This window comes from Acidianus ambivalens (assembly GCF_009729015.1).
Taxonomy (GTDB): Archaea; Thermoproteota; Thermoprotei_A; order Sulfolobales; family Sulfolobaceae; genus Acidianus; species Acidianus ambivalens.
Map to the genome: position 1 here is coordinate 1,885,096 of NZ_CP045482.1, position 19,959 is coordinate 1,905,054.

The following is a 19,959-nucleotide window of genomic DNA, read 5'->3' on the forward strand; positions in this document are numbered from 1 at the left end:
TTTTGAATCATTAATGTCTAGACTTGTTTTATACATATGTTTAATATTAAAATACATATCTAATTAAAAATAATTATTTATGGTATTTAATATTCCTGTAAAGCAAATTTTTATGCTATCCGCATATTCCGAATCTTGCGCACAGGTAAGCATTGTGAAGTTCCCTTCCTTCATCATCGGTGTGCGAAGACTCATCATGATTACCGGAGTTTATCTCATCATATATCTTCCTAGCAATAGTATCAACGTCATTCTCAAACAACTTACCCAACCAATCCAAAGAATTAATAACGTCCTCAGCAACTTCCTCCTCCATATTATAAACATTAACTAGAGCAGAGACAACAGCAGAAACCTTAATAACTACCGAAAGCAACTTCCTAAAATTCTCAACAACACCCAACCACTGAGCATAAGCCTCCAAATCCTGAATACTATAAGAATTAGGCGGAGGAGTAACCAAAGACAGCTGAAGAACAGTACCAGCAACACTACCAACTGCAGATGCTGGACTCGAAGGAGAAAGAAATCCTTCTAGATTATAACTACCAGTACAATAAGTAGTACAAACGCCATCATCAAATATTGGAGCGCCGAAAATTAAAGGAGTCTCACCCATTAAAGCAAGTCTCAAATTGCCGGTAACGTCATTAAGAATAGGATTAGTAATACTGCATAAGCTGGAGTAAAGGCCATTACCGAATATTGTAACGCCATATAAACCCTCATACTGAGAAAGAGAACCCAAACCAAAGGAAACTGCAAAATTAAAAACAGGGAAATAATTAGAAATTGCTTTTAGCGTAACATGTATAGCACGTCTTATATAATATTGATCATCAGAAGATTTGAATATTGGTATTATTTGATTATATCCCCGCATATCTTCATAAATATATTCAAGTATATAAGGTACGTAGTTAGGTATTATAGCAACAGTGGCTGGTGAAGCAGATTTTAAGCCTTTAGCTAGCGTTAAAAGGAAGTCAGAAAACGACCCACCGACTTGTTCCGTAATTACTTTAGTCATAGCATTAATGTCAGCTTGCTTTTGAGTTAACCTACACTTCGGGCATGGCGGGTTAACAAACTCGGACTCTGTACTTCCATGTAGTGGAATCATTGCTATTGGAAAATCTTCCACCGTAAGATATTTTAGAGTGTTTAGATTACCACTGAATGTGAAGCTTCCTCCTCCTTGATAAACTGTTAACCTACTTACTTTTCCACGCCAATCCTTTGAGATTCCTCCTATATACACGTATACGTCCTTATATGGCGTTTTAACTAATATGCCATGTCTAACGAAGTTCATTATTGTAAGTGTTGGTGGGTGAGCTGACATTCTTGCTGGGACAATAATTGCCGGGAGTATTGAATAGTAGGTATTGCTTGTAGCCATCTGTTTATACGAGTCACAGTATTTTGGAGCGTCAACGTTAGCCTCACACTCAGCATTTTCAACTGATTGCATTATTGCAGAAGCTGCACCTATTATACCTCCTATTGTACTTACAAAATCTGATATTGAAGTCGAACCATATGCAGATTTTAATATTATTGATCCAGATTCTGACATATGTTAATTCTAGCATATCTAATATAAAAAGATTTCTAGTCCTTTAGAAAGATTTAATGACAAATTAAAAGAAACAGGAGTAATTATGAAAGTTAGAATTTACACTACTCAACAGTATCAATATTTATTATCCTCCCACTCATTTATATTTCTATGAAAAGTTATGTTGATAAGACGGTTATTTGCACATTGAAAAGTTCAAAAACTCAAAAGTTCAGATTTGGGACTTCGGAGATTTTATAATAGTGAGCCCTCATAACAACCTAAACGAGATTAGGGGTAGTGAGAATACTGACCAACTTTTAGAACTATTAGTAAATCTAGCATTTATTTACATCGATAAAAAGCAAATAAATGATATTTGTAAAATTCGCAGTCTGCATATTGGAGAAGGAGACTGTGATGATCAAATGTGGAATAGATTTTTACAATACGCTGACATTAAATTAGAAGATAAAAATATTAATGATGCACAATTATATGAGATAATTTTGTGCTTAGTAGGCTTAATAGGTCAATATATGAGGGGAGAATTTCATGACGAATATGCATACGAGAAAGCAGTTAAAATGCTTAAAAGAGCCTTAACGTGTAATGATAAAAATTTCAGAACTACAAGTGTAGGAAGATCTTAGTACTAGTGGTATTTGGGAGATAGATTTTAAGAAAATACTCGATCAGAAAACTATAGACGCTTATTACGAATTGTTATTTGACCCACAGTTAGGCAGAAATGATTGGAAAAATCTCATTTCCATAAAATATTATTCCCTAACATAAAAGTCTTCGCATCTATTTTTGCAGACAAACTACAGATGTGGTTAACTTCTAACGACTTACTAACTAAATTACATGCTTGGATTGTTTTAGGTGATGAGGCGCCTTCCTTGTCTATTGATAAAAAACATTTTCTAGAATTGTTGTCAGCTGAAGATCTAACGTATAGGTTCTACCTATGGGAGGAGAACGTTAACTTACTTAAAACCGGTTATTTAGCACCTACTGATTTGATGGACAAAAAGAATTATTTCATAGAATTAGCCAAAAACATGAATAAAATTCATGAATAATGCGTATATCGTAGAATTAGAGACATTGCTAAAATACTCAAGGATAAAGGAATTATAAGTAAATAAAGATGATATTAAGGGCATCTTTCCTTTCATTGATTATATTCATTAAGTTCTTATCATCTTCTTCCCAAGAATAAACGAGAAAATTTTATAGCGATCAAAGTATAAAATGTACTCAGCGGCGTAGGCCAGCCTGGTAAGGCCGCAGGGCTCATAACCCTGAGGTCCCTGGTTCAAATCCAGGCGCCGCTACCTCACTTTTTGTGATGAGAAGAGGGTCGAATGAAATTATGATTACCGCTGGAAATGCTGAAATCTTAAATTGAATCTTCAAATTATATATTATGGGTAGACTTTTCGGCACTGACGGAGTGAGAGGTACTATAAATAAAGAGCTAACAATAGAGTTAGCTCAAAAGCTAGGGCAAGCTATTGGAACGTTTTTCGGTAAAGGATCAACAATACTGATAGGAAGAGATGCTAGAGCTGGTGGAGATATGTATACTAGAGCTGTGGAGAGCGGTTTATTAAGTGCTGGAGTTAAGGTTTATGAAGGAGGCTTCGCACCTACTCCTGCCTTACAATATGCTGTAAAGACTTTAGGTTATGATGCTGGAGTAATTATTACTGCTAGTCATAACCCTGCGGAATATAACGGAATAAAAGTGATAGATAAGGATGGCGTTGAGATTTCTAGAGATAAGGAGAACGAGATTGAGGATATTTATTTTTCCGGAAAGTTTTATTCCGAGGACTGGAGGGCTTTAACTTACGACGTAAAAAAGGAGGATAGAGTTATAGATAATTACGTTAAAGGCATTTTAAGTCATGTTGACGTAGAGAAAATAAGGAAGAAGAACTTTAAAGTGTTGATCGATGGTGCTAATAGCGTAGGTTCTATAACTTCACCTATTGTTGCCAGGGAGTTAGGTTGTAAAATATATGGTATAAATACTAACTTAGATCCTTTATTCCCTGCAAGGACTCCGGAACCCACTTTTGACAGCCTAAAGGATACTGCGGAGATTGCTAAAGAGCTTAAAGTTGATTTAGGTGTAGCTCACGATGGTGATGCAGACAGAGCAATATTTATAGATTCACAGGGAAGAGTGCAGTGGGGCGATAGGAGCGGTGCATTATTATCTTATTGGGCTTCAACAAAGGAAAGTGGCTTTCCTAGAAGAATATTTACAGCAGTCTCCAGTTCTGTTTTAGTTCAAGATTACCTTAAGAAATACAATATAGAGGTTGTTTGGACTAAAGTTGGTAGTGTTGATATTGCTCATAAATTAATGGAAGAGAAGGGAATTGCTGGCTTTGAGGAAAACGGAGGGTTCATTTTCCCTCTTCATCAGTATGTGAGAGATGGAGCAATGTCTTTTGCTTTAATGCTTGAGATGCTTGCATCTGAAAATATCTCTTCTGCAGAACTTTTTGATACATTACCAAAGTATTATACAGTAAAAACTAAGGTTTACATAAATAAAAACACGGACGTTGAGAAAATATACGAAACAGTAAAGTCTACATACTCTCAGGGTAATATCATAACTATAGATGGCGTGAAGATAATTACTCCGGACTATTGGTTCTTAGTTAGAAAGAGTGGTACTGAGCCTATAATAAGGATAATGGTTGAGGCTAAAGATAAGGAAAAAGCAAAAAATCTTGCAAATGAGTTAGTAAAGCTGGTGGGTAGTTTAGTATGAAATATAGACTAATGGATATATTAGCTTGCCCCATGTGCAAGCATTTCCCTCTCCAGCTTATAGTAATTTCTCAGAAAAAAGTCGAGAGAACTACCGATGAGAAAAAGCCTTTGTGCGAACTTTATTGTGCATATAAGAATTCTGAAGTTAAGAACGTCGAAAACCCTCCTTGTGATGAGTGCATAACCTATGAAATAGAGGAAGGGGTACTTTACTGTCCAGAATGTAAAAGATGGTATCCAATTATAGATGAAATACCTAGAATGCTACCAGATAAGTTAAGAAAGAAAGAGGAAGATTTAAAATTCCTTGAGAAGAATAAAGATAAGATACCATCTTACATTATAGAGAACGGCGTTCCATTTAATCTATCGAGTTTAAAATGAGCTTATTAATCCGGTTTACAAATGTATTTTTGGTGTAAATCTTGGAAAGTTCATTTCTATCTAATTTAGACGAATGGATAAAGATGCAGAAGAGTTTGCTTGCAACTATAAAAGATATGGAAAAGAATGAAAACGATAAAGACATGGATAGGTTAGACTTAATCTTAGCTTCTAGAGTAGCTTTCCAGCACATGATGAGAACTATAAAAGCGTTTGATCAATGGCTACAAGATCCAATGATAATAAAACACATGCCTAAAGAAATGCTGGAAGATGTAAAAAGAACTAGCTGGAGTATATTAGAACAGCTTCTGGAGTTAGATATTAGACACACCAGTGAAGCACGTGATCTAATAAGCAAACTAGGAAAGGAAGGTAAACTAGATCCATTAATTTGGTCTAGGCCATTATTTGATGAACAGCAGAGTCAGAACAATAGAAGAATAACTTTCACTACAATGTAAATTTTATTAAAAATATAGTTTAATTAAAAATAAGTAAAATAAGCGAAATTGTTCATTTTTATATATCTAATATCTTCTTCCTCTACTATATCCTCTGTTGGCGTTTTTTAGTTTCAATGTATATTCTTCATCAATAGCTACTATTTTAGACTTTATCTCTGATAAAATCTGATTTAACTGGTTTTTGAAATTATCATCAATTACAGCTTGATTCTCTTCTAGAGCTTCTTCTCCGTTAGTTGATAATTTTAGTTTTTTATTTACTGGGTCACTTTCAATTAGCCCTAAATAAAGCAACGAAGTAAGGTCTTCCTTTATCATTGGACTGAACACATTATTTCCGATTACATTGAATTTATAGCCTAAATCTAAACCTTTTTGCGAGGCCTCGTATAGTAAAGTTATCAAAGCCCTTTCAGATATTCCTCCAAATAATTTTATTATATACATCAATTGTACTTTTTTCTTATCTTCTTTTAAAACAGATGGAGTAATTACTTGCTTAGTAATTGTTTTTAATTCCTTAGTTTTTGTCTGTCCAGGCTGTGACAAACTTAATCCCCTATCTTATTTATGTCCTCCTATTATATTAATTAAACGTTTCGTAACAAGTAATGGATCGCTACTCCTAGTTATTGCCCCTCCTACCACATAAATGTTTATAGGTAAATCTAGAAGATCTACAATGTTCTTCTCATTTAATCCTCCAGCAACTGATACCAGTGAGAACTCTGAGATTTGCTTAATTTCATTCTTTAAAGACGTTACTGTAATTCCGCGTTCTTTTTGAACGTCTAACCCCACGTGCAAACCTATTATATCAACTCCTAATTCCTTTAATCTTTTTGCCCTCTTTACTGGATCATTAACATTAATTAAATCAGCTTGGACTACTATTCCTAGTTCTTTTGCCTTATCTACTGCAGATTTTATTGTAGAATCGCTCATTATTCCCAGAACAGTCATTATATCTGCGTTGCCCAATTTAGCAATTTCAACTTCTACGTCTCCAGCGTCAGCTGTCTTTGTATCTGCTAAGAGAATTTTGTCTTTAGCTACTTCTCTTAATTGTTTTATTCCTCTAATTCCTTCTGCTTTAACTAACGGAGTTCCAACTTCTACTATGTCTACTCCTCCTTCTATTGCCATTTTTGCTACTCTTATTGCATCGTCAAGAGATATGAAATCTAACGCTACTTGTAAGTTCTTTTTACTCGAAATTCTTTCAAGGACTTCGTCTTTCATATGACATAAGCGGACGAGGTAATAATTAAATTAATCTATAAAAGAGTTTTTAAGCTCAAAAGCCGAGTACTTGTTACTGTGATTATGTATTGACAAAGTTCGTAATAGTAACTGGTGGTGTATTATCTAGTGTAGGAAAAGGTACTGTTGCAGCATCAATAGGGCTTCTTTTGAAAGCTAGGGGATACAAGATATCTGTAGTAAAAGTAGATCCTTATATTAATGTTGATGCAGGCACTATGAATCCTTATATGCACGGAGAAGTTTTTGTCACAGATGACGGTGCAGAGACCGACTTAGATTTAGGGCATTATGAAAGATTCCTTGACATAGACATGAGTAAGCACAATAATATTACTGCAGGGAAAGTTTATTTTGAAGTAATAAAGAAGGAAAGAGAAGGAAAGTATCTAGGGCAGACTGTTCAAATTATACCGCACGTTACTGATGAAATAAAATCAATGATTAGGAAAGTAGCAGAATTGGATAAGGCAGACATCGTAATAGTAGAAATAGGAGGTACAGTAGGAGATATAGAAAGCTTGCCATTCCTTGAAGCGGTTAGGCAAATGAAGTTAGAGGAGGAAGAGCATGATATAGTCTTTATTCACGTTGCATTAGTAGAATATCTTAATGTAACTGGAGAATTAAAAACTAAGCCTCTGCAGCATAGTGTTCAAGAGTTAAGAAGGATAGGAATTCAGCCTGATATTATAATAGCAAGATCCATAGTACCAATAGATGAGGAAACTAAGAAGAAGATTGCATTGTTCACTAATGTAAAACCTGAGTACATTTTCTCGAATTATGACGTCTCGACTGCCTATGAAGTTCCTCTAATTCTAGAAAAACAATCACTTCCTTCAAAGCTTTTATCAAAGCTTGCCTTAAAGGATACTCCACCTAAGCTTGACGATTGGATAAATTTTGTAAATGCCATAAAGAACGGTAACAAAGTCGTTAGAATAGGTTTGGTAGGAAAGTATACAAAACTAAAGGACAGTTACTTGAGTATAAAAGAAGCAATATATCATGCCTCTGCTATGTTACACCTTAAGCCTCAAATTGTTTGGATAGAATCTACTGACTTAGAGAAAGATAATGCCGTAGAGGAAAAATTGAAAGGATTGGACGGGATAGTAGTTTTGCCCGGCTTCGGAGCTAGAGGAGTAGAAGGTAAATTAAAAGCAATAAAATATGCTAGAGAAAACAATGTTCCATATCTAGGTATTTGCTACGGCTTACAGCTAGCTGTAGTTGAGTTCGCCAGAAACGTTTTAGGTCTTAAAGGTGCTCATACTACTGAAGTTGATCCTAATACACCTTATCCTGTGGTAACTTTACTAGATGAGCAAAAAAGAGTTACGCAAGTAGGAGGAACTATGAGATTAGGTGCGCAGAAGATTATTCTTAAAGAAGGTACAATAGCTTATAACCTTTATGGAAAATCAGAAGTTTATGAAAGACATAGGCATAGGTATGAGGTTAATCCAGAATATGTAGATAAACTGCAGTCTGCTGGTATGATAATCTCTGGAGTTAGTGAGAACGGTCTAGTTGAGATGATAGAATTAAAGGATCATAAGTTCTTTGTAGCTACTCAAGCTCATCCAGAGTTTAAGAGTAGACCTTTAAGACCTTCACCTTTATTTGTTGGATTCTTGAAGGCTGCTGCCGGACTCTGAGAGTACTATAATAATTCTATCATATTTTGATTTTATCATTTTTTTAATTCCCTTTTCACCATTCTCATATGAAATTTCTATTAATCCTGCATTTTGTAATTCTGCTACTTGTGAGCTTATATTTCCTTTTGACATCATTAATTCATTGCTTAATTCTGTTATACTTTTTGGTTTTTCTGCTACTAACTTTAGTATATTTATTCTAGTCATTGAAGAAAATGCGGTTGAAACTCTTAGTATATCTTCTGGATCTGTTACTACAAGTTCCATGAATAAAAAGCTGACAAATACTTTGTTCAAAAGTCTTTTGCCGTGAAAAACGCTAAGTCATTCTTTTATATTAGTTAGATAATTGATTAGGAAGAGGAGATTTATATTGCAAGCTAAAGTTGAGAATCCATTAAAGAACATTAAATCAGCTGTAAATAAAATTGTATTAGTTAAACTTAAAGATGGTTCTGAGTACATTGGTAAATTAGAACAGACTGACGGTACAATGAATTTAGTACTTAGAGACTGTACTGAACTTAGAGAGGGCACTGCAGAGCCAGTAGCAAAATATGGCAGAGTTCTAATAAGAGGTAGTAATGTTCTCTTTATAAGTATTGATTATGAAACGATAATGAATAAAGAAAAATAATTTTAAAACACCAAACGAAAGTGAAAGTATAATGAAAAACATCGTAGTTGAACCTGCAAGGGTTCAAGATATTAATAATTTGCCTGTAGAATTAGTAGAAAGAAAAGGCACAGGACATCCGGATTATATTGCTGATTCTGCTTCAGAAGAAGCTAGCAGAAAATTATCCTTATATTACCTAAAGAAATTTGGTACTATACTTCATCACAATTTAGATAAAACTCTTGTAGTAGGCGGTCAAGCTCAGCCGGAATTTAAAGGAGGAGAAGTCATACAACCAATCTACATTATAGTTGCAGGTAGGGCAACTACTGAGGTTAGAACTGAAGACGGTATTCAGAACGTTCCTGTAGGTACTATAATAGTTGAAAGCGTTAAAAACTGGATAAAGAATAATTTTAGATATTTAGATCCAGAAAAACATGTTATTGTTGATTATAAAGTGGGTAAAGGGTCCACTGATCTTGTTGGAATATTTAATAAAGGCAAGACAGTTCCTTTATCTAATGATACCAGCTTCGGAGTTGGATTTGCTCCTTTCTCTACATTAGAGGAATTAGTATATCAAACAGAAAGAATGTTAAATTCTAAAGAAGTAAAATCTGAACTTCCAGAGATCGGCGAGGATATAAAAGTCATGGGATTAAGAAGGGGTAAAGAAATAGATCTTACAGTAGCAATGTCAACTATAAGCGAGTTAATAGACGATACTAATCATTATTTAGCAGTTAAGGAGGAAGCTAAGCAGAAGATTTTAGATTTAGCAAGTAGATTAGCTCCTGACTATAAAGTTAATGTTTACATAAACACTGGAGATAGAGTTGATCAAGGAATTTTGTATTTGACAGTCACTGGAACTTCGGCTGAACATGGAGACGACGGAATGACTGGTAGAGGTAATAGAGGAGTTGGCCTTATAACACCTATGAGACCGATGTCGTTAGAAGCAACAGCTGGTAAAAATCCAGTAAATCATGTTGGTAAGATATATAACGTAATGGCAATGCTGATTTCTAAGAAGATTATAGAGGAGACTAAAATTAGGAATGTTCAAGTTGAAGTTCTAGGTCAAATAGGTAGACCAATAAATGATCCTCTTGTTGTTAATGTAGAAGTTGGCACGGAAAACGGTAAAATATCTGATGATTTAAAGAACGAGATTAATGGAATTGTAGACGAATATCTAGAATCATTTAATAAAATCACAGAACTAATATTAGATGGCAAAGTTTCCATGTTTTGATTTTTGTCTCCTATATTCTTCAATTATGTTCTTTATATCATTAATATCCATTTCTTTCTGGATTTCTTTCTCTTTACTTAATTTACGTATATCATCTAGTATATTTGATTTGCAGATTATGAAGTCTTTTCCTACATAATTAAATATTGAAGGATTAACTTCTTCTCCTAAAATTCTGACTTTATAATCTGAGATTTCGATAAGCGAGTTAGATTTTATAATATTTACTTTTCCCTCTACTAAATCATTAATAATCCCTTCAAGCTTATTTATTTTATCCGAGTAATCCTTTATTATTTCTTGGAGTTTTAAGATTGATTTGTTTCTTTCCTCTAATTCCGTTTTTAGTCTATACAACCTTCTATCTCTTTCAACCTCTGCGTTAAACTGAGTTTTTATCTCATATAATTTCTTCTCTAATTCATATTTTTCATTTAATAACCTTGTAATAGTCCTTCTTAATCTAAATATTTCATGCTTTAATTCAGAATTCTCTGTAAATGTTTTATTCTCTGGCTGTTTTTCTTTAGTCTCAGTTTTCTCTACTTTTATTATTTCCTTATTCTCTTCCTCTGCTATCTCATTTTCAATCTGTTTCTCTATGCATTCTGCCACCGTCTTTCCTTCGATAATGCACTTATATATTGCGTACTCATCTATATCTAGATCGAGTTTTCTTATAGTAGAAGACGCTTGAGACAATTTGTTTTCTAATTCTTTATATGCTTTTAACGCAGCAGCTAACGAATCTCTGATGTGCGGATCTGTAATGTTTAAGTTATATTTTTCAGAATATTCTTGAAGTAATTTTTGTTTTTCATCCACACTTAAGGACTTATCCGGAACATATAATTTTGCTTTTAATATTCCTGCTATCTTTTTTACAGCATCTGGTACAGGGTTTACATCAGTAGCTATTATTATTGCTGAACCTTTTTCTGATAATTTATTTATTATTTCTTCTCTATCAATTCCTTTTTTAGATTCTAAAATTACTGGATTTCCATGAATATCTATTGCAGAAATTCCTACAAATATTCCTGGATCAATTCCTACTATTATAGGCTTTTTCTCTATCTTTTTGTTAGTTTCAAAATCTATCTTAGTTTTATACACTGGCCTAATTTCTAAGTTAACGTCATGTCCACTCATCTTTTTAACTAGTCCATAAAGCCTTTCTCTTGGTGCGTAGACTATGAATGTAGCATTTTCTAAACCGCTCTTTGATCTCCTTAATATTACGTCATAGTCTATGTTATTCCTATCTAGAGTCTCTTTTACCTCTTTAAAAACCCTTAATATTAATCCCCTAATATGTCTCTTATACCTATTAGAGCTCATGCCTCCTGGTCCTAAGTGTCTACCTCGGGAAATTATTATCTTAGTTTTATTTTCTGTGAGCTTAATTTTAGTTCCTGCACCTTTTAGCGCTAAATAAGCAGCTAGGTATGCTGTCTTACTAGGATTAGGTTTTCCTTGTATTTCTATACCCATGTTTTTAGCTACTTCCCTTATATCCATAAATCTTCCATCATTGTAAGTTACTTGGACTAGTTCTACGTTATCTGGAAATAGACTAATTATTTTAATTACTTGCCTATCATTTTCTCCAAGTTCGTATATATTATCCGTTGCTACGATAGAAACTTCGTATTCCCAAGCTAATCTAATTATCTTAGATATGCCTATTTCATCGAATTTTTGAACTATATTCCCATTCTCATCTAATATTACTACCGAGTATTTTGCGTCTAGTAGATTAGCGGGGCTACTGCCAGGATTTATATCTATTCCCATTATCCTCATGCTTTCCCCTTGATGAATGCCATTACATAGTTCAAATCTTCAGTTATATTATATTTTTTACTGAAAAATGATATTATATTGTTAACATCTCTATTTAGTAGATTATCATCATCTTGCCTCCATTGAGGCCAGTCAATTATATAAGGACTCTCGTTATCTCCTATAATTATATTATAAGGACTTAAATCTCCATGTACCATTTTATTACAATATAAATATGCAATCCTAAGAGATCCTATTATTGAATCTAACACTTCCTTAGGTTTATTTAGCTCTGCCTTAAGTAAGCTTGGCCCTTCTATGTATTCCATAGCTACTGCATTATAAGCGTAACCTAAAGGTTTTGGCACTTTAGCTAAATTTTCTGATAAACATTTTAATGCAATATATTCATTCTTTGCATTATCAAGCGTTATTGAAATCCAGCTTCTTTTTCCTCTATAACCTCTCAGTTTCCTAGCATTTTTATAACTAGAATTTCCTACTCTATGAAATTTTACTATTATAGTATTATTATCGAAATCATATCCGTAATACACATTGCTCTCTTTTCCTTCTCCTATTATTAGACCTAGTCTATTTAGAATTTTATTCACATAAAGCATTTTTATTGCTAGAATATCCAAGCCTGTAAATGTTATTTTATACGCTCTTTTACCAGTGATTATATCCCATGAGACTGCTCTTAAATTCCTTAACTTTTCTAAAGAAATTCTTAATTCAGTATCAGTAAAGTTTAATCTATCTTTTAATTCCTCTTCAGTCAAGTATTCATATTTATCTTTTAATTCTACAAACGTTTTAAGTACTAAATAGTCCTCCGGAAGCACCAATGAGGCTTTTTCTGCTAAAGTAAGGGATGGCATAAGAATATTAATATTAAATTAGCGTTAGGGTTATTATTGTTTATCATTAGTTTCTTTAACTACTTTAATTATTTTTGACTTTCCAGGTAAAATCGATAGCACCTCATTTTTAAGTTCTTTTCCAGCATTTATAGAGTTAGCCTCACTAAGTATTTTTACTATTCTATCTGCGGTTCTTTCCAATTCATCACCAGGGGAAATTAGTACGTAATTTTTAACTTTAGCCGAAACACTATTTTCTGAACCAACAACAATTTCAAGGGAATCATTTATCTTGAAGCCGATTGCCAAGTTTAGCTTTACCGATTTAATATAATTCTTCTTTCCATATATCATAAATGAACCTTTTGGCAAATATTCTCCGGCAGGTGGACTTTTAGACACTTGGCTTCCGTAAACCCAAAATACATCAACTGCAGCTAAACCTAATTTCCATGCCTTTGAATAGCTTGCTGCAATAACTGCGGCATCGTAAATATCTTGTTCTGTAATATTTTTAGGGTTTTTAATTATAGTAGCAGCAGCACCTTGGATATCCGCGTGCAAAAATATGTCGTTATCCTCTAGGAGTTTTCTTACTAAGCTTTCGTTTTGGTCAGCGTCTTTACCAGCTATTACTAAGAATCCATTAGTAGTGAAACTCCACCTATATTTCTCATACCATTCTTTCTTCCTTATTGATAATTTTCTCCCTTCTTCTTCTTTTTTTATCTCAATTTCGATTTCATTAAGTTTTCTTTTCAATTCTTCTAGAGTTTCTTTAGCTTTCTTACTTTTTTGCGCGTATTCCTTTGCTTTATCAAAATATAGTGAAGCGTTTTTAGCTACTGATAATTTAGGGTCTATTTCTATTTCCTTACCCTCAAGTTTAATCTTCTTTTCTTTATTCTTTATAGCATTCTCAACCTCCATGTAATGTTCCATTATTTCTTTACCTATTTTTCTTAGTTCTTCCGCCTTCTCTTCGTATTCCTTTATGTTTTCTTCTATTTGTTGGATAGTTTTCTCAAGCTTTTTCTTTTCTCCTTCAATTTTTTCAGTTATCTTTTGTATCTCTTTTTGTTTAGTTAGCTCGAGAAAATATTCGTCTATGACGTCATTATAGCTATTTCCTTTTTCGCAACCTTCAAACTCTATTGGCATAAAATTTATCCCTTTTTTAATGCAAGGTGTTATTTTACCCTCAGCAATAGATTTTTCCAATTTTTCATACTCTTCCTCTGCATTGACAGACTCCGTTAGATGCAAGGCGAATAGTATATCCTTAGGTACGACCACCTTATTTGGTTTTGGTGGCTGTACATAAGGTAAGCCAGGCTTTACAACTCTATCTTTAAATTCCTTATACTCTGTAGAGAATTTTATTTTATCTTGTTCATCTAATACTAAAAGCAACCCTCTAGGTAATAATTCAACTATTATCTTCATACCATTATTTAACGCAATTTTAAGGATTCTTTCCTTGTCTATTATTTGAACGTCTGAGATTACGAGATCTCTTATTAATTCCCTTAGGGATTTAGCTTTATTCCCAATTTCTTTTTGGATATCATATTTTGTGAAGTTTATTCTAACTCCAGGCTCTATTATTAGATTTTTATCAGAATTCTTGCAATGTAACTTAAATATGAATACATTGTCCAATTTTTCCAAATTGTAAATATTATCTATTCTACAGCCTATTAGCTCGTTTTTATTTTCAACCACCCATGCTAGTAAATCTATATAACTCATGGAATTTTTCCTTGGTAACTTTATAGCCATCTTCTTACATTTTAGAAATGTGGATGTTGAAGATAAAATTCTCTTAGTGAGGGGGATATTGGGGTCCATAGCTGGAGTAATTTCTGCTTTTTCTAATTCTTTCGTTTATGCAGTAATAGCTGTTTTAGTTTCATATATCATTAGTATTCCAATAGTAACATTCTATTTCAAGATCAAGAGAAATTGGCTAGTTTTTGGTAAAGGCAGTTTAACACTAGCTATAGCTTGGTTTTTAATACTGGTTTCTGTATATAATGTGTTTGGATAACATGCAAAGTAAGTTTATTGCTGATGCAATGCTAGGTAAGCTAGCTAGATGGCTTAGGATTTTAGGGTATGATACTTATTATAGTAATGACATCGAAGATTGGAAAGTAATAAAAATTGCTGAGAAAGATAAAAGAGTTATATTAACAAGAGATAGAGGCCTATGCATTAGGGCTAAGAAAAAGGGTTTAGAGTGCTTCCTCATTCCTCCAGAGTATGATATTATATCAATTTTAGCTAAGCTTTCCATAAAATATGGAATAGATTTAGAGGCAAGGATTGAAGCATCTAGATGCTCTGAATGCAATGGAATTCTAGAAAAAGTTGGTGAAAATAGATGGCGGTGTACAAGATGTAAGAAAGAATATTGGAAGGGAAAGCACTGGAAGACAATCGAAGAGATACTTATTAAGGCAAAATCAAAGAAAGAAAAAGATGAGCTTAGTTACAATTCAAGAACTAGGAATAGAGGAGGGCAAAACACTAGTCAAGATAGCAAGACAAGCAATAATGAAAAAATTGGGGTTGCAAAGCTCAATTAGCTATAAGGAAAGTGAAGTACTTAATAAGAAAGGCCTAGCCTTTGTTACCTTAGAAACTCTTTTAGGAGAGACTACTGCTTTACGCGGATGTATAGGTTACGTGGAAGCAGTTGCTCCATTAAAGGAGATAGTTAAAAATGCAGCAATAGCTGCTGCATTTTCTGATCCAAGATTTCCTCCGTTAATGAAAGATGAGATTAATAACATAATCATCGAGGTTACGGTATTAACTAAACCAGAGGAAGTAGTAGTTGACGATAGGAAAGAATTGCCCAAAGTAATAAAAGTAGGCAGAGATGGTCTTATAGTTGAAAAGGGAATATTATATAGTGGACTATTATTACCTCAAGTTCCTATGGAGTACTGCTGGGACGAGGAAACATTTTTGGCAGAAACTTGCTTAAAAGCAGGATTGAGCCCAGATTGCTGGTTAGATAAGAACGTTAGAATAAAAAGATTCGAAGGTATAATATTTAGAGAAAAATATCCTAATTCAGATGAAATTCTTATGATAAAGCCCTCTGATGTTAAATGTAAACCGTTTGATTTTTCAGAGTAGATATCTTCGGTTTATTTAAAGCAATCGTTTTCTGCTTCTATATTTATATGAACGTTATACATAAGGAATACGTAAAAATTGACTAACCATAATGATTAGAGATACTACTAATAAGGTATTTAACGTAAAATTCATGTGAATAGAACATTGATGTAACTTTTTAAGGGTGTTAATTAATATACAACAAGTGGATTGACATGAGTGAAGAAGAGTATGCAGAACTTTTTACTGATGAAGTAAGAGATGCTTTAAAAGATGCTTTAAAAGATATGAAAAATCCCGTTGATGTATATGTTTTTATAGACTCAAAAGATACTAATTGCAACTATTGTGGATTAACGAAGAAATTATTGGAATTCATTAGTGAAGCGGCTCCACAAAAGGATGGAAAGAGCCTACTTCAAGTTCACGTTGAGGATAGAGGAAGTGGAGGTCCAGAAGTAGAAAAAGTGTTCAAAGAGTTTAAAGTAGAAAGAGTTCCAACAGTAGCCTTCTGCAAAGGATACATAAGATGGACTGGAGCTCCAGTTGGTGAAGAAATAAGAGCTTTAGTAGAGACAATTGTAAGACTATCTCAAGGAGAAAGCGGCTTAAGCCAAGAAACAATTCAAGCTATAAAAGATAAATTAAACGGAGAAGTAAAAGTAGAAGTTGTAGTTACTCCTTCCTGCCCTTACTGTCCTTACGCTGCACTTCTATCACATATGGTAGCATATGAGGCTTGTAAAGCCAATAAGTGTAACATATTATCAGAAGTAGTCGAAGCGTATGAGAATCAAGACATTGCAGATAAGTATCAAGTAATGTCAGTGCCAACGTTAGCTATAAATGAATCTGTTGAATTTATAGGAGTTCCTAATGAAGAGAATTTTGTAAATACTATCTTAGAAAAGCAAAAGGTAAAATGAGTATATTTTTTAATTAAGCTTATATCTTTTGAATTCTCATTTAAAGTTGAAATCATGAAGACGCTTGTTATTAAGCTTACAGATGAAGAATATAAAAAATTGGAAGAAGAGGCTAGTAAACAAGGATTTGCTATACTTAGTTATTACGTTAAGTATAAGTTACTATCATCGCCTTCAAATGATGGAATAAATACTTCTACTACAACAACAAGTAGTAATATTACTCCACAAATTATAGATGAGATTACAAAGAAGCTAGAAAGAAAAATTCAAGATATGGTTAATCCATTTACAGCTGAAGTAGAGAACCTAAAACAAAAAATAGCTGATTTGAGCGAAAAAATTGATGAATTAGAAAGCAAGAAAAGTGAAGAGCCAGAAGCTAAATACGAAAAACAACGCCAATACTCGCAACCGAGTGGCGAAAAAAAGAAAACTGTCATGGATATTCTTAAGTCACAAGGGGCAATATATGAGAGCGAGGTAAAGCTTAAGAATCCTGACTTATTCTTTGAAAAAATTGAAAAGCAAGGTGGGAAAGTTCTATATACTGATAAAGAAAGAATAGCCGTAGATGTCGATTTCTTTAATAATTTTGTAAAGAAACTTTCAGATATTCACACTTCAGATGATGTAGAAGCGCAAAAATACCTCACTAAGCAAGAACATAAATTATTCCAAAAATTGAGACAATTGGGAATAATATACTTCGATAATAATACTAAGGCATGGAAGTTATCTGGAATTTAAATTTTGGTAAAGTTACGCCTTGTTGTCCTTGGTATTTGCCATGATAAGGATTCTCTACTGGTGTTAATGTTCTGGCGAAAATGAGGTGAAGAAAGCGAGTCCCCCTCTTTATCTTCACGGGAAAAGCAGAACCTAGTACTTCTATTGTGAGTTGTCCTTCAAAGCCTGCATCTACGATAGTCGGTGGTACAAAAAGACCCAGCCTGGCAAAAGAAGACCTTAAGTTGACGAAAGCCATTACGTCGTTCGGCAGTTTAACATACTCCTCAGTAACTAACAGTACATGTTCGTTAGGGTAAATGATGAATTCATCTCCTTTCTCTATCTCATAAAATGAACGCGGGTCTTTTCCATCTTCATATATTTCGTCAGTCTTCTTAAAGCGGGCTATCTCTCCTCCTACTCTTAAATCGACCCCGTTCTCTCTTATAGTATCTTGAGTAAGAGGAGAGATTACTATCCAACCCTTTTCTAGGTAGTATTTTAAATCTCTATCTCCAAGAATCATAAATATCTACTATTTTTCATCTTGCAAGAATATATTTTATAAGGAAAATGGCTTCAGAGTAACTCTGATACTTCATCCTTCTGGCTTGCCGGTTTTCATCATCAAATATATTATATCGTAATTCAAACTTTTATTTATGGAGTTTAAAATTATAGCTGAATACTTTGATAGACTAGAAAAGATCTCTTCTAGGCTTCAACTTACATCATTACTTGCAGATCTTTTTAAGAAAACTGACAAAAATGTTATTGATAAAGTTGTATATATAATTCAGGGTAAACTATGGCCAGACTTCTTAGGAATGCCAGAATTAGGAATAGGTGAAAAATTCCTTATAAGAGCATTATCAATAGCTACAAGCGTAAGCGATGATGAAATAGAAAAAATGTATAAATCAGTAGGAGATTTGGGGCAAGTAGCTTTTGATATAAAGCAAAAACAGCAGTCTGCCAGTATTTTAGCGTTTTTAGGAGCGCAAAAAGCTTCAAAGCCGCTAACTGTAGAAAAAGTTTATGATGATTTAGCAAAAGTTGCTACAAGCACTGGAGAAGGTAGTAGAGATATTAAAATCAGACTATTAGCAGGATTACTTAAGGATGCTTCTCCACTTGAGGCTAAATATTTAGTTAGATTTGTTGATGGTAGGTTAAGGGTTGGAATAGGAGACGCTACAATATTAGACGCACTAGCAATAACTTTCGGCGGCGGGCAGAACTTTAGGCCTATAGTTGAAAGAGCATACAATTTGAGGGCCGATTTAGGTAATATTGCAAAAATATTAGCAAATGGCGGAATTGAACAACTGAAGAACATTAAACCTCAGCCAGGGATTCCAATAAGGCCAATGCTAGCTGAAAGATTATCAGACCCTGCAGAGATGTTAAGTAAGGTAGGCAATATTGCATTGGTCGATTATAAGTATGATGGAGAGAGAGGACAAATTCATAAAGCAGGAGATAAAATTTTCATATTCTCTAGAAGATTGGAAAATATAACAAATCAATATCCTGACGTAGCAGAGTATATTTCAAAATACGTTAAAGGTAATGAGTTCATAGTTGAGGGAGAAATAATACCAGTAGATCCAGAAACTGGTGAAATGAGACCTTTCCAAGAATTGATGCACAGGAAAAGGAAGTCCGATATTCACGAGGCTATAAAAGAGTATCCGGTTAACGTATTCTTATTTGATTTAATGTACTATGAAGGAGAAGATTATACAGTAAAGCCGTTATCAGAAAGACGTAAGAAGTTAGAATCAATAGTTGAAGATAACGATTATGTACATATAGCCACTCATATTATAACTGATAATGTAGAAAAACTAAAGGAATTCTTCTATCAAGCAATCTCTGAAGGCGCAGAAGGCGTAATGGTAAAATCTCTGGCACCAGATGCAATATATCAAGCAGGATCAAGAGGTTGGCTTTGGATAAAGTTTAAGAGAGATTACCAGAGCGAAATGGCAGATACTGTAGACCTGGTAATGGTAGGTGCTTTTCACGGTAAAGGAAGGAAAGGAGGCAAATATAGTTCCTTCTTAATGGCTGCATATAATCCAGACAAGGACGTTTTCGAGACTGTATGTAAAGTTGCTTCTGGTTTTACTGATGCAGAACTTGACGATTTACAGAAGAAAATTGCCGAGTTAAAAAGAGACACACCTCATCCAAGAGTTGTATCAACCATGGTTCCAGATGTTTGGTTAACACCAGCACTTGTTGCCGAAATAATTGGAGCAGAAATAACTATATCTCCTCTACATACTTGTTGCAAAGATCAGTATGCAGAAGGTGGTTTATCAATAAGATTCCCAAGATTTATAAGGTGGAGACCAGATAAGAGTCCAGAAGATGCAACTACTAATCGTGAAATTCTTGAGATGTATAAGAGCCAATTAAAGAAGATTGAAGAAAAGCCGTCAGATCAGAGTGTATAAGTTTTTATAAAATAACTCATAGTTAT

At 33.7% G+C, this 19,959-nt stretch carries 22 protein-coding genes and 1 tRNA gene; 15 read left to right on the plus strand and 8 right to left on the minus strand.

Going from position 1 to position 19,959, the window contains the following annotated elements:
• Positions 1–115: 115 nt before the first annotated feature.
• Positions 116–1,579: a hypothetical protein gene (locus D1866_RS10675; RefSeq protein ID WP_152939791.1), complete on the minus strand. Its 1,464-nt coding sequence runs from the start codon at positions 1,577–1,579 to the stop codon at positions 116–118.
• A gap of 182 nt (positions 1,580–1,761) precedes the next feature.
• Here D1866_RS10675 and D1866_RS10680 point away from each other — a divergent pair, with 182 nt between their 5' ends.
• From D1866_RS10680 to D1866_RS10705, 6 genes are all read left to right on the plus strand, one after another.
• On the plus strand, positions 1,762–2,214 hold the full coding sequence (locus tag D1866_RS10680; RefSeq protein ID WP_155861156.1) for a hypothetical protein: 453 nt from the start codon (positions 1,762–1,764) through the stop codon (positions 2,212–2,214).
• Positions 2,215–2,316: 102 nt separating this feature from the next.
• Positions 2,317–2,649 (plus strand): hypothetical protein, encoded by a 333-nt coding sequence (locus D1866_RS10685; protein WP_152939795.1) that lies wholly within the window; start codon positions 2,317–2,319, stop codon positions 2,647–2,649.
• A 180-nt stretch (positions 2,650–2,829) separates the two neighbouring features.
• Positions 2,830–2,904 (plus strand) — tRNA-Met (locus tag D1866_RS10690).
• A gap of 92 nt (positions 2,905–2,996) precedes the next feature.
• Positions 2,997–4,361, plus strand: a complete 1,365-nt coding sequence (gene glmM, locus D1866_RS10695) for a phosphoglucosamine mutase (RefSeq protein WP_152939798.1) — start codon at positions 2,997–2,999, stop codon at positions 4,359–4,361.
• Positions 4,358–4,747: a Trm112 family protein gene (locus D1866_RS10700; protein WP_013775400.1), complete on the plus strand. Its 390-nt coding sequence runs from the start codon at positions 4,358–4,360 to the stop codon at positions 4,745–4,747. Before glmM ends, D1866_RS10700 begins: the two co-directional genes overlap by 4 nt.
• A gap of 41 nt (positions 4,748–4,788) precedes the next feature.
• The gene (locus D1866_RS10705) at positions 4,789–5,211 is read left to right on the plus strand and encodes a DUF2153 domain-containing protein (protein WP_152939801.1); all 423 of its coding nucleotides are present in this window, start codon (positions 4,789–4,791) and stop codon (positions 5,209–5,211) included.
• A gap of 66 nt (positions 5,212–5,277) precedes the next feature.
• On the opposite strand, the gene D1866_RS10710 is transcribed toward D1866_RS10705, so the two are convergent.
• Together D1866_RS10710 and D1866_RS10715 are read right to left on the minus strand one after the other, a co-directional pair.
• Positions 5,278–5,763 (minus strand): hypothetical protein, encoded by a 486-nt coding sequence (locus D1866_RS10710; protein ID WP_152939803.1) that lies wholly within the window; start codon positions 5,761–5,763, stop codon positions 5,278–5,280.
• 15 nt (positions 5,764–5,778) lie between these two features.
• Positions 5,779–6,456, minus strand: coding sequence for an orotidine 5'-phosphate decarboxylase / HUMPS family protein (locus tag D1866_RS10715; protein WP_152939805.1), 678 nt, complete (start codon positions 6,454–6,456; stop codon positions 5,779–5,781).
• 89 nt (positions 6,457–6,545) lie between these two features.
• Between D1866_RS10715 and D1866_RS10720 the strand changes: the two genes are divergently transcribed.
• Positions 6,546–8,141 carry a CTP synthase gene (locus D1866_RS10720; RefSeq protein WP_152939807.1) on the plus strand — a complete coding sequence of 532 codons (1,596 nt, stop codon included), beginning with the start codon at positions 6,546–6,548 and terminating at the stop codon, positions 8,139–8,141.
• Here D1866_RS10720 and D1866_RS10725 read toward each other — a convergent pair.
• A complete protein-coding gene (locus D1866_RS10725) occupies positions 8,103–8,411 on the minus strand; it encodes an ArsR/SmtB family transcription factor (RefSeq protein ID WP_048054533.1) in 309 nt (102 codons plus the stop codon). The genes D1866_RS10720 and D1866_RS10725 overlap by 39 nt on opposite strands.
• A gap of 106 nt (positions 8,412–8,517) precedes the next feature.
• Between D1866_RS10725 and D1866_RS10730 the strand changes: the two genes are divergently transcribed.
• Both D1866_RS10730 and D1866_RS10735 read left to right on the plus strand, forming a co-directional pair.
• Positions 8,518–8,781, plus strand: a complete 264-nt coding sequence (locus tag D1866_RS10730; protein ID WP_013775406.1) for a U6 snRNA-associated Sm-like protein LSm6 — start codon at positions 8,518–8,520, stop codon at positions 8,779–8,781.
• A gap of 28 nt (positions 8,782–8,809) precedes the next feature.
• Positions 8,810–10,024, plus strand: coding sequence for a methionine adenosyltransferase (locus D1866_RS10735; RefSeq protein ID WP_196773536.1), 1,215 nt, complete (start codon positions 8,810–8,812; stop codon positions 10,022–10,024).
• Here the strand turns inward: D1866_RS10735 and D1866_RS10740 are convergent.
• Genes D1866_RS10740 through D1866_RS10750 form a run of 3 tightly spaced genes read right to left on the minus strand, consistent with a single transcriptional unit; the run spans position 9,998 to position 14,430 of the window.
• Positions 9,998–11,830 carry a DUF460 domain-containing protein gene (locus tag D1866_RS10740; RefSeq protein WP_152939811.1) on the minus strand — a complete coding sequence of 611 codons (1,833 nt, stop codon included), beginning with the start codon at positions 11,828–11,830 and terminating at the stop codon, positions 9,998–10,000. The genes D1866_RS10735 and D1866_RS10740 overlap by 27 nt on opposite strands.
• Positions 11,827–12,696, minus strand: coding sequence for an RIO1 family regulatory kinase/ATPase domain-containing protein (locus D1866_RS10745; protein WP_152939813.1), 870 nt, complete (start codon positions 12,694–12,696; stop codon positions 11,827–11,829). Before D1866_RS10745 ends, D1866_RS10740 begins: the two co-directional genes overlap by 4 nt.
• 33 nt (positions 12,697–12,729) lie before the next feature.
• Positions 12,730–14,430: an Rqc2 family fibronectin-binding protein gene (locus tag D1866_RS10750; protein ID WP_152939815.1), complete on the minus strand. Its 1,701-nt coding sequence runs from the start codon at positions 14,428–14,430 to the stop codon at positions 12,730–12,732.
• Between the two features lie 49 nt (positions 14,431–14,479).
• Between D1866_RS10750 and D1866_RS10755 the strand changes: the two genes are divergently transcribed.
• From D1866_RS10755 to D1866_RS10775, 5 genes are all read left to right on the plus strand, one after another.
• Positions 14,480–14,728, plus strand: coding sequence for a hypothetical protein (locus D1866_RS10755; RefSeq protein WP_231136326.1), 249 nt, complete (start codon positions 14,480–14,482; stop codon positions 14,726–14,728).
• Positions 14,715–15,269 (plus strand): Mut7-C RNAse domain-containing protein, encoded by a 555-nt coding sequence (locus D1866_RS10760; protein ID WP_338025386.1) that lies wholly within the window; start codon positions 14,715–14,717, stop codon positions 15,267–15,269. The genes D1866_RS10755 and D1866_RS10760 overlap by 14 nt, the downstream gene beginning before the upstream one ends.
• Positions 15,163–15,828, plus strand: a complete 666-nt coding sequence (gene amrA / locus D1866_RS10765) for an AmmeMemoRadiSam system protein A (RefSeq protein WP_152939819.1) — start codon at positions 15,163–15,165, stop codon at positions 15,826–15,828. Before D1866_RS10760 ends, amrA begins: the two co-directional genes overlap by 107 nt.
• A gap of 197 nt (positions 15,829–16,025) precedes the next feature.
• Positions 16,026–16,736, plus strand: a complete 711-nt coding sequence (gene pdo, locus D1866_RS10770) for a protein disulfide oxidoreductase (RefSeq protein ID WP_152939821.1) — start codon at positions 16,026–16,028, stop codon at positions 16,734–16,736.
• A 54-nt stretch (positions 16,737–16,790) separates the two neighbouring features.
• On the plus strand, positions 16,791–17,486 hold the full coding sequence (locus tag D1866_RS10775; RefSeq protein ID WP_152939823.1) for a CopG family transcriptional regulator: 696 nt from the start codon (positions 16,791–16,793) through the stop codon (positions 17,484–17,486).
• On the opposite strand, the gene dcd is transcribed toward D1866_RS10775, so the two are convergent.
• Positions 17,458–17,994, minus strand: a complete 537-nt coding sequence (dcd, locus tag D1866_RS10780) for a dCTP deaminase (protein ID WP_013775416.1) — start codon at positions 17,992–17,994, stop codon at positions 17,458–17,460. The genes D1866_RS10775 and dcd overlap by 29 nt on opposite strands.
• 136 nt (positions 17,995–18,130) lie before the next feature.
• Between dcd and D1866_RS10785 the strand changes: the two genes are divergently transcribed.
• Positions 18,131–19,933, plus strand: coding sequence for an ATP-dependent DNA ligase (locus D1866_RS10785; protein ID WP_152939828.1), 1,803 nt, complete (start codon positions 18,131–18,133; stop codon positions 19,931–19,933).
• Positions 19,934–19,959: the final 26 nt, after the last annotated feature.

What these genes read in the sequence shown, in the direction of transcription:
- D1866_RS10725 (WP_048054533.1), bottom strand. Translation starts at nt 8,411, where the DNA reads ATGGAACTTGTAGTAACAGATCCAGAAGATATACTAAGAGTTTCAACC.
- dcd (WP_013775416.1), bottom strand. Translation starts at nt 17,994, where the DNA reads ATGATTCTTGGAGATAGAGATTTAAAATACTACCTAGAAAAGGGTTGG.
- D1866_RS10785 (WP_152939828.1), top strand. Translation starts at nt 18,131, where the DNA reads ATGGAGTTTAAAATTATAGCTGAATACTTTGATAGACTAGAAAAGATC.
- pdo (WP_152939821.1), top strand. Translation starts at nt 16,026, where the DNA reads ATGAGTGAAGAAGAGTATGCAGAACTTTTTACTGATGAAGTAAGAGAT.
- D1866_RS10750 (WP_152939815.1), bottom strand. Translation starts at nt 14,430, where the DNA reads ATGAGTTATATAGATTTACTAGCATGGGTGGTTGAAAATAAAAACGAG.
- glmM (WP_152939798.1), top strand. Translation starts at nt 2,997, where the DNA reads ATGGGTAGACTTTTCGGCACTGACGGAGTGAGAGGTACTATAAATAAA.
- D1866_RS10715 (WP_152939805.1), bottom strand. Translation starts at nt 6,456, where the DNA reads ATGAAAGACGAAGTCCTTGAAAGAATTTCGAGTAAAAAGAACTTACAA.
- D1866_RS10675 (WP_152939791.1), bottom strand. Translation starts at nt 1,579, where the DNA reads ATGTCAGAATCTGGATCAATAATATTAAAATCTGCATATGGTTCGACT.
- D1866_RS10700 (WP_013775400.1), top strand. Translation starts at nt 4,358, where the DNA reads ATGAAATATAGACTAATGGATATATTAGCTTGCCCCATGTGCAAGCAT.
- D1866_RS10740 (WP_152939811.1), bottom strand. Translation starts at nt 11,830, where the DNA reads ATGAGGATAATGGGAATAGATATAAATCCTGGCAGTAGCCCCGCTAAT.
- D1866_RS10760 (WP_338025386.1), top strand. Translation starts at nt 14,715, where the DNA reads ATGTGTTTGGATAACATGCAAAGTAAGTTTATTGCTGATGCAATGCTA.
- D1866_RS10745 (WP_152939813.1), bottom strand. Translation starts at nt 12,696, where the DNA reads ATGCCATCCCTTACTTTAGCAGAAAAAGCCTCATTGGTGCTTCCGGAG.
- D1866_RS10775 (WP_152939823.1), top strand. Translation starts at nt 16,791, where the DNA reads ATGAAGACGCTTGTTATTAAGCTTACAGATGAAGAATATAAAAAATTG.
- amrA (WP_152939819.1), top strand. Translation starts at nt 15,163, where the DNA reads ATGAGCTTAGTTACAATTCAAGAACTAGGAATAGAGGAGGGCAAAACA.